14 protein-coding genes are annotated in these 12,643 nt (G+C 69.0%); 11 read left to right on the top strand and 3 right to left on the bottom strand.

Features of this window, described 5'->3' with window-relative positions; all coding sequences use genetic code 11:
- Positions 1 to 203: 203 nt before the first annotated feature.
- A complete protein-coding gene (locus AB0D34_RS40985; protein WP_362671742.1) occupies positions 204 to 2,546 on the top strand; it encodes an immune inhibitor A domain-containing protein in 2,343 nt (780 codons plus the stop codon).
- 131 nt (positions 2,547 to 2,677) lie between these two features.
- The gene (locus AB0D34_RS40980) at positions 2,678 to 3,022 is read left to right on the top strand and encodes a hypothetical protein (RefSeq protein WP_362671740.1); all 345 of its coding nucleotides are present in this window, start codon (positions 2,678 to 2,680) and stop codon (positions 3,020 to 3,022) included.
- A 176-nt stretch (positions 3,023 to 3,198) separates the two neighbouring features.
- On the opposite strand, the gene AB0D34_RS40975 is transcribed toward AB0D34_RS40980, so the two are convergent.
- Positions 3,199 to 3,786, bottom strand: coding sequence for an isochorismatase family protein (locus AB0D34_RS40975; RefSeq protein ID WP_362671737.1), 588 nt, complete (start codon positions 3,784 to 3,786; stop codon positions 3,199 to 3,201).
- A gap of 75 nt (positions 3,787 to 3,861) precedes the next feature.
- Positions 3,862 to 5,208 (bottom strand): nicotinate phosphoribosyltransferase, encoded by a 1,347-nt coding sequence (locus tag AB0D34_RS40970; protein WP_362671735.1) that lies wholly within the window; start codon positions 5,206 to 5,208, stop codon positions 3,862 to 3,864.
- 58 nt (positions 5,209 to 5,266) lie between these two features.
- Here AB0D34_RS40970 and clpS point away from each other — a divergent pair, with 58 nt between their 5' ends.
- The 8 genes from clpS to AB0D34_RS40930 all read left to right on the top strand — a co-directional run bounded on the left by clpS (position 5,267) and on the right by AB0D34_RS40930 (position 11,068).
- A complete protein-coding gene (gene clpS / locus AB0D34_RS40965; protein ID WP_007382360.1) occupies positions 5,267 to 5,584 on the top strand; it encodes an ATP-dependent Clp protease adapter ClpS in 318 nt (105 codons plus the stop codon).
- 12 nt (positions 5,585 to 5,596) lie between these two features.
- Positions 5,597 to 6,199, top strand: a complete 603-nt coding sequence (locus tag AB0D34_RS40960; RefSeq protein WP_362671733.1) for a DUF2017 domain-containing protein — start codon at positions 5,597 to 5,599, stop codon at positions 6,197 to 6,199.
- Positions 6,200 to 6,519: 320 nt separating this feature from the next.
- Positions 6,520 to 7,938, top strand: coding sequence for an amino acid permease (locus tag AB0D34_RS40955; protein ID WP_362671730.1), 1,419 nt, complete (start codon positions 6,520 to 6,522; stop codon positions 7,936 to 7,938).
- 88 nt (positions 7,939 to 8,026) lie between these two features.
- The gene (locus AB0D34_RS40950) at positions 8,027 to 8,449 is read left to right on the top strand and encodes a M67 family metallopeptidase (protein WP_362671728.1); all 423 of its coding nucleotides are present in this window, start codon (positions 8,027 to 8,029) and stop codon (positions 8,447 to 8,449) included.
- Between the two features lie 39 nt (positions 8,450 to 8,488).
- On the top strand, positions 8,489 to 9,529 hold the full coding sequence (locus AB0D34_RS40945; protein ID WP_362671727.1) for a LacI family DNA-binding transcriptional regulator: 1,041 nt from the start codon (positions 8,489 to 8,491) through the stop codon (positions 9,527 to 9,529).
- An 88-nt stretch (positions 9,530 to 9,617) separates the two neighbouring features.
- Entirely contained in the window at positions 9,618 to 9,713 is a 96-nt protein-coding gene (locus AB0D34_RS40940; RefSeq protein ID WP_020121180.1) for a putative leader peptide, read from the top strand.
- Between the two features lie 119 nt (positions 9,714 to 9,832).
- Positions 9,833 to 10,111 (top strand): MoaD/ThiS family protein, encoded by a 279-nt coding sequence (locus AB0D34_RS40935; protein WP_362671724.1) that lies wholly within the window; start codon positions 9,833 to 9,835, stop codon positions 10,109 to 10,111.
- A 6-nt stretch (positions 10,112 to 10,117) separates the two neighbouring features.
- A complete protein-coding gene (locus tag AB0D34_RS40930; RefSeq protein WP_362671722.1) occupies positions 10,118 to 11,068 on the top strand; it encodes a cysteine synthase in 951 nt (316 codons plus the stop codon).
- A gap of 4 nt (positions 11,069 to 11,072) precedes the next feature.
- Here the strand turns inward: AB0D34_RS40930 and AB0D34_RS40925 are convergent, their stop codons facing one another.
- Entirely contained in the window at positions 11,073 to 11,525 is a 453-nt protein-coding gene (locus AB0D34_RS40925) for a type II toxin-antitoxin system PemK/MazF family toxin (protein WP_362671719.1), read from the bottom strand.
- 235 nt (positions 11,526 to 11,760) lie between these two features.
- On the opposite strand from AB0D34_RS40925, the gene AB0D34_RS40920 reads away from it, so the two are divergent.
- Positions 11,761 to 12,513: an MBL fold metallo-hydrolase gene (locus AB0D34_RS40920; RefSeq protein WP_362671717.1), complete on the top strand. Its 753-nt coding sequence runs from the start codon at positions 11,761 to 11,763 to the stop codon at positions 12,511 to 12,513.
- Positions 12,514 to 12,643 lie beyond the last annotated feature (130 nt).

Raw genomic sequence — 12,643 nt, 5'->3', positions numbered from 1 at the left:
ACAGTGCCGGAGCACAGGGGGCGCACGGAGTCATGACGTCCACCAAGTGGACCATCGTGCGCGCCTGTTCCTTTGCGGTCACGTGTCCGCAATGCGAACACCGACTCCCAATAATGCACTTGTCGGGTCCAAGTCAAGGTCTGTCTTTTCTCACCGAACTTTAGTCAAATACCGGTCACTTGCCTGATAGGGGAGAGGCACAAGTGACAGACAGAACCTGGAAGTTCAGAACGGCGGCGACGATCGTCGCCCTCGCGGCCGCCTCGGCCACGTTCTCGACCTTCGCCGTGGCACAGGCCGCGGACACCACGTCCACGAAGGCCTCCGAGGTCGACCGGCAGGACCCGCAGCCGGCGAAGGCCAGGGAGCACGACTTCGACGGCCCGCTGACCAAGACCCAGGAGGCGCAGCGCCAGGAGGCGCTCGACCAGGTCATATCCGGCGCCGCCTCGGTGAAGAACCGGGACGGCTCCAAGGTCGTCGAGCTCAAGAGCCGCAAGGGCGACAGCAAGTACGTCGAACTCGGCCGCGAGAAGACCGACAAGATCTTCACCATCCTGGTCGAGTTCGGCGACCAGATCGACCCGCGCTACGGCGGCACGGTCGGCCCGCTGCACAACCGGATAGCCCAGCCGGACCGCGCCCAGGACAACAGCACGGCCTGGCAGGCGGACTACAACCAGGCGCACTTCCAGGACCTGTACTTCGGCGACGGCAACGCCTCGGTCAAGTCCTACTACGAGAAGCAGTCCTCGGGCCGCTACTCGGTCGAGGGCGAGGTGACCGACTGGGTCAAGGTCCCCTACAACGAAGCCCGTTACGGCTCCAACGACGCCGCCACCGGCGCCTGGTACGCGGTGCAGGACGGCGTCAACGCCTGGGTCGCCGAGCGCGAGGCCGCGGGGGCCACCGCCGCCGAAATCGCCGCGGAACTCGCCGAGTTCGACCAGTGGGACCGCTACGACTTCGACGGTGACGGCGACTTCAACGAGTCCGACGGCTACATCGACCACTTCCAGATCGTGCACGCCGGCGAGGACGAGTCCGCGGGCGGCGGCGCGCAGGGCGAGGACGCCATCTGGGCCCACCGCTGGTACGCCTTCGGCACCGACGCCGGCGCCACCGGCCCCGACGACAACAAGCTCGGCGGCACCCAGATCGGCGACACCGGCATCTGGGTCGGCGACTACACCATCCAGCCGGAGAACGGCGGACTCGGCGTCTTCGCCCACGAGTACGGCCACGACCTCGGCCTGCCCGACGAGTACGACACCTCCGGCGGCGGCGAGAACTCCACCGGCTTCTGGACGTTGATGTCCTCCGGCTCCTGGCTCGGCACCGGCAAGGACTCCATCGGCGACCTGCCCGGTGACATGAACGCCTGGGACAAGCTCCAACTGGGCTGGCTCGACTACGACGTCGCCAAGGCGGGCACGAAGTCCACCCACAAGCTGGGCGTCGCGGAGTACAACACCAAGAACCCGCAGGCGCTCGTGGTCCAGCTGCCGGAGAAGACGGTCACCACCGAGGTGGTCCCCCCGGCACAGGGCGCCACGCAGTGGTGGAGCGGCAGCGGTGACGACCTGCGCAACACCCTGACCCGCCCGGTCGACCTGACCGGCAGGTCCTCGGCGGCGCTGACCCTCGACGGCTGGTGGGACATCGAGAAGGACTTCGACTACCTCTACATCGAGGTCTCCACCGACGGCGCCAACTGGACGCCGGTCGACGGCACTCTGGCCGACGGCACCGCCGTCCCGCGCGACGGCAGCGGCAAGCCCGCACTCACCGGCTCGGTCACCGCCTACCAGAAGCTGACCTTCCCGCTGGACGCCTACGCGGGCCAGAAGATCCAGCTGCGCTTCCGCTACGCCACCGACGGCGGAGTGGCCCAGAAGGGCTTCGCGGCCGACGAGATCACGGTGACCGCCGACGGCGCGACCCTGTTCTCCGACAACGCCGAGGCGGCGGACGCCACTTGGACCGCGAACGGCTTCTCCCGCATCGGGGCGTCGATCACGGACGACTACGCGCAGTACTACATCGCCGAGAACCGCCAATACGTGTCGTACGACAAGGTGTTGAAGGTCGGCCCGTACAACTACGGCTTCTCGACGACCCGTCCGGACTGGGTGGAGCACTACGCCTACCAGAACGGCCTGTTGATCTGGAAGTGGGACACCTCCCAGGCCGACGACAACACCAGCCAGCACGAGGGCGAGGGTCTGATCCTTCCGGTCGACTCGCACCCGACCGCGCTGAAGTGGTCCGACGGCACGCTGATGCGCAACCGCATCCAGGCCTACGACTCCACCTTCAGCTGGTACCCGACGGACTCGATCACGCTCCACAAGGCGGACGTGCCGACGAGGATCAAGTCCAAGCCGGGCGTCCCGGTCTTCGACGACGGACGGTCGACGTACTACGACGAGACCAACCCGCTCGCGGGGGTCAAGATCACTGACACCAACACCCGGATCGCGATCGTCAACGAGCCGCTGAACGGCTCGACGATCACGCTCAAGGTCGGACCTTCGGTCAAGTAAAAGTAAAATCGCAGGTCAGAAGCGTATCGGCGGCAACCCCTGGCGGGTTGCCGCCGATCGTGTTTAGGTGCGTCCTGTGGCTTCCTTATTGACACCGACATCGACACCGACGCACACGGGGGTGTGACTGCATGGCCGCAGGAGGTTTCTGCAAGCTGCCGAACGGCACGGTGGTGGTGGCGCTGAACCTGCCCCGCCCGCCCGCCGACGGCTGCGGCAGCGTGCGGGTACTCGTCCACGCCCAGAACCGGGCGCGCGCCCTGACCAGGCTGCGCAACCTGGGCCTGCGCGCGGTCTACCTGCGGGGCAACGCCGCGCCCCCGAACCCGGACGAGATCACGGCCGTACTCCACCACCCGGACGGGCTGATATGGCGTACAGCCCCTGACAACGCTGTCGTGGGCGGCCCGGAACTGGTCCAGGAGCTGTGGCACCCGATCAGGTCGCTGCTCAGACGCCCGGCGGCGCCGGCCTGAGCCCCGGGCCCCAGGGCCTGTCCGGCGGATCATGCCGGCGGCGCGGGGCCCAGGCACGCACTCCCCCGACAGGCGTGGTCGTCACTCGGTTTCGCTCGCGCGGGGCCCCATGGCCCCGCTCACCTGCGCTGACAAGGCGCCGTTCCTTGGAGCCGGCCTGATCCGCCGGACAGGCCCTAGACCACCGGCTTGCCCGACAGCTCCACGCCCGCCTCGCGCAGCTCCTCGATCGCGCGTTCCGTGGTGGCCTCGGCCACTCCGGCGGTCAGGTCGAGGAGGACCTGCGTACGGAAGCCCTCCCTGGCCGCGTCCAGCGCGGTGGCCCGGACGCAGTGGTCCGTGGCGATCCCGACCACGTCCACCTCCGACACGTCCCGCGCCCGCAGCCAGTCGGCCAGCGTCACGCCGTTCTCGTCGGCACCCTCGAACCCGCTGTAGGCGGCCGCGTACGCCCCCTTGTCGAAGACGGCGTCCACCGCCCCCGAGGCCACGGCGGGCGCGAAGTTCGGGTGGAAGCCCACACCCTCGGTCCCGGCGACGCAGTGCGCGGGCCAGGAGTGCACGAAGTCGGGGTTGTCGGCGAAGTGCCCGCCGGGCGCGATGTGGTGATCGCGGGTGGCCACCACATGCTGGTAGCCGGAGCCGGCCGCCTGTCCGATCAGCTCGGTGACGGCGGCGGCCACATCGGCACCCCCAGCCACCGCGAGGCTGCCCCCTTCGCAGAAGTCGTTCTGCACGTCAACGACGATCAAGGCGCGGCGCATGTGGGTGTCCTTCGACTATGAGGTGAACTTACGAGCCTAGAGACTTCGACGGCACTGCGGGAGGGCGCACCCGCATTAGCTACCCGAGCGCCCCTGTACATACTCCGTCGGAATGACCGGCTCCCCGCGCGACAGCTGCGTCGCCGACAACGGCAGGTTGGCCCGCGCGGCCGCATGCCGGTCCCGTACGACGTCCAGCGGCTCGCGTGCGACGACCTCGCCGCTCTTCACCAGCTCGACAAGGAGCTGACGGTCCGCGAGCGCCGGCGGCACCGCCCCCGTGCCCACGACCTCGGCCTCAGCGACCCCCTCCGCGTCCAGCCGCCGCGCCGCCCACTTGCGGCCGCCGACCGAGCTCTTGCCCCCGGACGACTTCTTCGCGACCGGGATCAGCGGCGCCTTCGGGTCGTCGGACTCGGCGCGCGCGACCAGCTTGTAGACCATCGAGGCGGTCGGATGCCCGGACCCGGTCACCAGCTGGGTGCCGACGCCGTACGCGTCCACCGGGGCCACGGCCAGGGAGGCGATGGCGTACTCGTCGAGGTCGGAGGTGACGATGATCCGGGTCCGCTTCGCACCCAGCTCGTCCAGCTGCTGCCGTACCCGATGGGCGACGAGCAGCAGGTCGCCGGAGTCGATGCGCACGGCCCCCAGCTCGGGCCCGGCGACCTCCACGGCCGTACGGACGGCCTCGGTGACGTCGTAGGTGTCCACGAGCAGTGTGGTGTTGCTGCCCAGCGAGTCGACCTGGGCCCGGAAGGCGTCCCGCTCCTGGTCGTGCAGGAGGGTGAAGGCGTGGGCGGAGGTGCCCACCGTGGGGATGCCGTAGCGGAAGCCGGCGGCGAGGTCGGAGGTGGTGGCGAAGCCACCGACGTAGGCGGCACGGGCGGCGGCCACCGCGGAGAGCTCGTGGGTGCGGCGGGCGCCCATCTCGATCAGCGGGCGGTCCCCGGCGGCCGAGGACATCCGGGAGGCCGCCGCGGCTATCGCGGAGTCGTGGTTGAGGATCGAGAGGATCACGGTCTCCAGAAGCACGCACTCGGCGAAGGAGCCCTCCACCCGCAGGATCGGCGAGCCCGGGAAGTACACCTCGCCCTCCGGATAGCCCCAGATGTCACCGCTGAAGCGGTAGGAGGCGAGCCAGTCCAGGGTCTCCTCGTCCACGATGTTCCGCTCGCGCAGGAAGCCGAGGACGTCCCCGTCGAAACGGAAGTTCTCCACCGCGTCCAGCACTCGGCCGGTGCCCGCGACGACGCCGTAGCGCCGCCCCTCCGGCAGCCGTCGGGTGAAGACCTCGAACACGCTCCGCCGTTCGGCGGTACCCGCCTTCAGGGCCGCCTGCAACATGGTGAGCTCGTACTGGTCCGTGAAGAGCGCCGTCGAGGGAACGTCCACCGGCAGCCCAAGGTCCGCTGTGTTCATAGCAACGGATGCTACCCCACTTCGCGTCAGTGTGACGATTTATGCTGCCCGTGGCAGCATGGGCCGTGTGACGTCACCCGCTCCCGTAGAGATCGAACGCACCGAGTCGGCGGAAGAGGTCTTCGCCGTCCCCGAGCCGGACGTCCCCTGGGTCACGATCGTCCACAACGACCCGGTCAACCTCATGAGCTACGTGACCTACGTCTTTCAGACGTACTTCGGCTACTCGAAGGACAAGGCCACCAAACTGATGCTCGACGTCCACCACAAGGGCCGGGCGGTCGTCTCCAGCGGATCCCGCGAGGAGATGGAACGCGATGTGCAGGCCATGCACGGCTACGGTCTGTGGGCCACCCTCCAGCAGGACCGGAAGTAGCGATAACCCCTGATGCCAGGAACCTTCGAACCGCTCCCCGGCGGCGGCGCGGCCGTCGCCCTCGACGACGTCGAGATCTCCATCATCCGGTCGCTGGCCGTCCAGCTCCTCGAGCTCATCGGGCCGGGGCCCGCCGAGGACGCCCCCGACGACCCGCTCGCCGAGCTCTTCGCGGAGGGGCCGAGCGAGCCGCCCTCCGACCCGGTGCTGAAGCGGCTGTTCCCGGACGCCTACAGCGACCCCGAGGGCACCCCGCAGGCCAAGGAGGCCGAGGAGCAGCGGGCGTACTCCTCGGAGTTCCGCCGCTACACCGAGAACGATCTGCGGGCCGGCAAGCGCGAGAACGCCCTCGCGGTGGTCCGTTCCCTGGACGCCCTTCATGTCGAGGGGGACGGCGGGGCGGTCCTCAAGCTGTCGGCCGGTGAGTCCCAGCAGTGGCTCGGCGCCCTCAACGACCTGCGGCTCGCGATCGGCTCCCGCCTCGACATCACCGACGAGGAGGACACCGACCTCCTCTACCGGCTCCCGGACGAGGACCCGCGCAAGCCGATGGTGATGGCGTATCTGTGGCTGGGCGGCCTCCAGGAGACCCTCGTGACGACCCTTATGCCGTGAATGTGACGGTTCTGTGTTCGCTCAGAGGACGCTCAAATCCGGATAACGATCACGTCACCGTGATGGCCGTGTATGCCCGTCATGGGTCTTCTTTGTCCGCCTCTCCCTGTGTTCTGCGTCACGAAGCGCACAGTTGATCAACATTGCGGCCGTGATAAATCTTCACGACCGCCCGGCGAACACCACCCGCATGTTCGCTCGGGTGCGCCACCGAGCCGGTAGATCGCCGGCCAGGCACCACTCCATCAATCCGGGGGGATCGAGATCCGATCCGAGGCCGACGAAAGGCCCGGTTCGGTATGGAGAAAGGCGCACGACACATGACCTCCGCTCAGGTCGACAACGCACCCGAAGAGGGCTACGAACGCGGACTCGGCAGCCGTCAGGTCCAGATGATCGCGATCGGCGGCGCCATCGGCGTCGGCCTCTTCCTCAACGCCGGGGCGAACATCGCCAAGGCCGGTCCGAGCCTCATCCTCATGTACGCCGTCGCCGGCGTCATCATCTTCTTCATCATGCGGGCCCTCGGTGAGCTGCTGCTCTACCGCCCGGTCTCGGGCTCCTTCGCGGAGTACTCCCGCGAGTTCCTCGGCCCGTTCTTCGGCTACTTCACCGGCTGGACGTACTGGCTGCTGTGGGTCGTCACCGGAATGGCGGAACTCACCGCCGCCGCGATCTACGTCAACTACTGGTTCCCACAGGTCCCGCAGTGGGTGACGGCCCTGGTCTTCCTGGTCGTCCTGTTCGTGGCGAACCTGATCTCGGTGAAGCTGTTCGGCGAGATCGAGTTCTGGTTCTCGATGATCAAGGTCACCGCCCTCATCGGCATGATCGTGATCGGCCTCGGCGTCCTCACCTTCGGCTTCAGCGCGGCCGGCGACACCGCCGCGGTCTCCAACCTCTGGGCCTTCGACGGCTTCTTCCCCAAGGGCGTCGGCTCGTCCCTGATGACCCTCCAGGGCGTGATGTTCGCCTACCTCGCCGTCGAGCTGGTCGGCGTCACCGCCGGTGAGTCCGAGAACCCCGAGAAGACCCTCCCCAAGGCGATCAACACCCTGCCCTGGCGGATCGGCCTCTTCTACGTCGGCGCCCTCACCGTCATCCTGTGCGTGGTCAAGTGGACCGAGTTCGCGGCCGGCGTCAGCCCCTTCGTGAAGGCCTTCGCCGTGATCGGCATCCCGGCCGGCGCCGGCATCGTGAACTTCGTCGTCCTCACCGCGGCCCTGTCCTCCTGCAACTCCGGCATGTACTCCACGGGCCGCATGCTGCGCACCCTGGCCGACAGCGGCGAGGCCCCGCAGGCCTTCAACAAGCTCTCCGTCACCCGCACCCCGGCGCTGGCCATCACGGTCTCCGTGCTCTTCATGGGCATCGGCGTGGTGCTGAACTACGTCGTGCCGGAGAAGGCCTTCGGATACGTCGTCTCGGTCGCGACCGCGGCAGGCATCTGGACCTGGCTGATGATCCTGGTCAGCCATGTGCGCTACCGCCGCGAGGTCGCCGCGGGACGCCTGCCCGCCTCGTCCTTCCCGGCACCGGGCGGCTCGGTCGGCAGCTGGATCGCCATCGTGTTCCTGCTCTTCGTGACCTGCCTGATCGCGTACGACTCGGAATCGCGGGTGTGTCTGTACGTGATGGCGGGATGGGCCGCGGCGCTCGGCGTGGGCTGGGCCGTGCTGAAGTCCCGTAACCCGGGGATCTCGGACCGGCGGGAGCCGGAGTTCGAGAAGGTGGGCTAGAAAGTCCGGCATACGGGCTTGTCCGGCATATGGGCTGCTCCGTACCACTCCTCGGTACGGAGCAGCCCTTCTGCTTATCCTGACCACCATGCTGACCATCACCCAGGCCCTCGTCGACCAGATCGTCGCGCACGCGCGCAAGGACCACCCCGACGAGGCGTGCGGAGTCGTCGCGGGGGCGGCCGGGGCGGACCGCCCCGAGCGCTTCATCCCGATGCTGAACGCGGCCATGTCGCCCACGTTCTACGAGTTCGACTCCGGCGACCTGCTCAAGCTCTACCGCGAGATGGACGACCGCGACGAGGAACCGGTGGTCATCTACCACTCCCACACCGCGACCGAGGCCTACCCGTCCCGCACGGACATCTCCTACGCCAACGAGCCCGGCGCCCACTACGTCCTCGTCTCCACCGCCGACACCGACGGCCTCGGCGAGTTCCAGTTCCGCTCCTACCGCATCGTCGACGGCGAGGTCACCGAGGAGGACGTGGAGATCGTCGCGGCGTACTAGGCTCGCGGGGACGACCAACTTCCCGTACTGGAGAAGGTGTTGACCCCGCACGCGCACGGACGACGGCCCACCCTGGAGGATGTCGCACGCCGCTCGGGGGTGTCGAAGTCGACGGTGTCCCGGGTGATCAACGGCGAGCCGAAGGTGCGCGCGGAGGTCGTCGAGCAGGTCCGCCAGGTCATCGCCGAACTCGGCTACGTCCCCAACCAGGCCGCCCGCCAGCTCGTCACCCGCCGCACCGGCGCCGTCGCCGTGGTCGCCGGCCAGCCGCAGAACCGGCTCTTCCTGGACCCGTTCTTCGACTGCCTGCTGCGCGCGGTCCGGCGTGAACTCGCCGAGCACGGCTCCCAGGCCGTCCTGCTGTTCCTGGACGAACCGGACGACTACCCCCGCGTCGCCGACTACCCCCGCGTCGCCGACTACCTCGGCGGCGGCCACGTCGACGGCGCCGTCCTGTTCTCCCTGCGCCCCGGCGACCGGCTGCACGAGATGACCGACCCCCTCGACATCCCGGTCGTCTTCGGCGGCCGCCCCCTCCTGCGCGACGGCGACACCGTGCGCGCCCACGCCTACGTCGACGGCGACAACCGCGGGGGAGCCCGGCAGGCCGTCCGTCACCTCGTCTCCCAGGGCCGCACGGAGATCGCGACCGTCACCGGGCCCCACGACCAGGAGCACTCCGCCGCCGAACGCCTCGCCGGCTACCGGGACGTCCTCCCGGACGCCCCGCCCGAGCTGACCGAACGCGCCGACTACACCGAGCAGGGCGGCGCCGACGCCATGGCCGCACTCCTCGACCGCCGCCCCGGCCTGGACGCCGTCTTCGTCGCCTCCGACCTCATGGCCGCCGGCGCGCTGCGGACCCTTCGGGAGCGCGGCCGCCGGGTCCCGGACGACGTGGCCGTCGTCGGCTTCGACGATCTGACCGAGATCAGCGAGTCGACGGACCCGCCGCTGACCACGGTCCACCAGGACGTGGAGCGGATGGGCCGCCTCATGGCCCGCCTGCTCTTCGACCGGCCCGCGCAGCCGCCCTCGGTGGTCGTGCCGACCCGACTGGTGGTCAGGGACTCCGCCTGAGCTGCCGTATCTCAGCCAGCGGCCGGATTTCGTCCGCATGGTGGGATCACATTCCGGGACCCGGATGGGGAATCGATACGATGACCCCATGGTTTCTTACGACGTGAGCGAGAAGACGCCGGGCACCCTGCTCGTGGCGCGGCTGCACGTCGACCTGTGCAGGCTCGCCAGCGCCATCTGTTGACGCTGCCCCTGCCGCCGTACGGCCGTGAGCCGCGGCGCCTCACACACGCACGACCTGCTGTTGTACCAGCGCTGCCGCGCGCCCACCGACCAGACACCATCCGACAGGAGCCCTGAGCCATGGCCATCGAGGTCCGCATCCCGACCATCCTCCGCACCTACACCGACGGCCAGAAGGCGGTGGAGGGCAACGGGAACACCCTCGCCGAGCTCTTCACTGACCTGGAGACCCGGCATACGGGCATCCAGGCCCGCATCGTGGACGGCGGTGAGCTGCGCCGGTTCGTCAACGTCTACCTGAACGACGAGGACGTCCGCTTCCTCGACGGCATCAACACCAAGCTCACCGACGGCGACAACGTCACGATCCTGCCGGCCGTGGCCGGCGGCATGGCCTGATCGTCGATGCGTTACGACTCCCCGCTGGCCGCGGTGGGCAACACCCCTCTGGTGCGCCTGCCGCGGCTCTCGCCGTCCGCCGACGTAAGCATCTGGGCCAAGCTCGAGGACCGCAACCCGACCGGCTCGGTCAAGGACCGCCCCGCCCTGCACATGATCGAGCAGGCGGAGAAGGACGGCCGTCTCACCCCGGGCTGCACGATCCTGGAGCCGACCTCCGGCAATACCGGCATCTCCCTCGCGATGGCGGCCAAGCTCAAGGGCTACCGCATGGTCTGCGTGATGCCCGAGAACACCTCCCAGGAGCGCCGCGAGCTGCTCGGCATGTGGGGTGCCGAGATCATCCCGTCCCCCGCAGCGGGCGGCTCCAACACCGCCGTACGGGTCGCCAAGGAGCTGTCCGCCGAGCACCCCGACTGGGTGATGCTCTACCAGTACGGCAACCCGGACAACGCGGGCGCCCACTACGCGACCACCGGCCCGGAGATCCTCGCCGACCTCCCCTCGATCACCCACTTCGTCGCGGGCCTCGGCACCACCGGCACCCTGATGGGCGTCGGCCGCTACCTGCGCGAGCAGAGGCCGGACGTGAAAATCGTCGCCGCCGAGCCGCGCTACGACGACCTGGTGTACGGGCTCAGGAACCTGGACGAGGGCTTCGTACCCGAGCTCTACGACGCGTCGGTGCTGACGACCCGTTTCTCTGTCGGTTCCGCCGACGCGGTCACCCGCACCCGTGAGCTCCTCCAGCAGGAGGGCATCTTCGCGGGCGTCTCCACCGGCGCCGCCCTGCACGCGGCGATCGGCGTCAGCAACAAGGCGCTGAAGGCGGGGGAGTCCGCCGACATCGTGTTCGTCGTGGCCGACGGCGGCTGGAAGTACCTGTCGACGGGCGTCTACACGGCGGCGACGACAGAGGAAGCGATCGAGACCCTGCATGGCCAGCTCTGGGCGTGACGCACTACGTCGCCAGGTGACGGACCTGGTCCCACAGGACCGGGTCCACCACCCCCGCCTTCCGCCGGAAGTCCCACACCGGCACCTCGCGCAGCTCGTCCGTCTCCAGGAAGCTCGCGCGCCCCTGCGCGTCGCCCACCGAACCCGGCGGCAACGGGATCACCCCGGCCCGCTCGTCGTGGTACTTGCTGGTGATCTTCGCGACGGTGGCCCGCTTGCCGCGCACCGCGAGCACGAGACACGGCCGGTCCTTGGTCCCCGGGCCGTCCTCGTACGGCACCTCCGCCCACCAGATCTCCGCGGGCCGCGGCCGCACCCCCGTCGCACGTCCCGCCGGCCGGGTCGTACGGTCCGCACGACCCCGGGGCCGATGCCCCCGACCCCACCCGTCCACGAGCGTGGCGACCAGCGCGAGCAGTACGACTGCCGCGAGCGCGAGCCACCAGGACGTGTCCATGAGGACGACGTTACCGGCGCACGATCAGCCCCGCGCGCCCTCTGTGCAAGCCGTAAGCGCGGTCACACTTCCCACGCGCCCCCGGTCCAGCCGAACCGGTGACAGCACAGGTGAGTTCGCCCACAACAGCCCTTGGCGGAGGAGCGACCGGAGGTTTTGCGCCTTACGCTCGACGGACCGCACGACCCCCGTTTCCTTCCCAGAAAAGTTTCCCGCCAGCGGAGGTTTCTGTTTTATGAAGCTCACCGTCGTCGGCTGCTCGGGGTCGTTCCCGTCCGCGGAATCGGCCTGCTCGAGCTACCTCGTCGAGGCCGACGGCTTCCGGCTGCTTCTCGACATGGGCAACGGTGCCCTTGGCGAGCTGCAGCGCCACTGCGGTCTCTACGACCTCGACGCGATCTTCCTCAGCCATCTGCACGCCGACCACTGCATCGACATGTGCGCGTACTTCGTCGCGCGCTACTACCGCCACGACGGCGGCCGCTGCGACCCCCTCCCGGTCTACGGCCCCGAAGGCACCGAACACCGTCTGACCACGGCCTACGCCGACACTCCCACCGCCTCCTCCATGAGCGAGGTCTTCGACTTCCACACGGTCAAGCCGTCCACCTTCGAGGTCGGCCCGTTCACGGTGCACACGGAACGCGTGGCGCACCCGGTGGAGGCGTACGGCATCCGCGTCGAACACGGCGGCAAGTCGCTGACGTACTCCGGCGACACGGGGGTGAGCGGGGCGTTGACCGAACTCGCCCGCGACACCGACCTGTTCCTGTGCGAGGCCGCCTTCACACACGGCAAGGAGAACATCCCCGACCTGCACCTCAACGGCCGCGAGGCGGGTGAGACGGCGACCCGGGCAGGCGCCCGCCGCCTGGTCCTCACCCACATCCCCCCGTGGACCGACCCTCAGGTCAACCTCGCCGACGCGCGCGCGGTGTACGACGGTCCGGTGTCCCTGGCGACGCCGAGGGAGTCGTACGACATCTAGCCCCTACGCACGACACGACGAAGGCCCCCGGAGAGCTTGGGTTCTAACGGTCCTCGCAACACCCGCGATCTGTGGGAGTTGCGAGGACCGTGGGCGTTGAGCGTGATGATCTTGCGGGATTGAGGGATCG

The organism is Streptomyces sp. NPDC048420, from assembly GCF_040651535.1.
Classification (GTDB): Bacteria; Actinomycetota; Actinomycetes; order Streptomycetales; family Streptomycetaceae; genus Streptomyces.
Note: the sequence above shows the minus strand (reverse complement) of the source record. Positions and strands in the feature narration are given on the sequence as shown.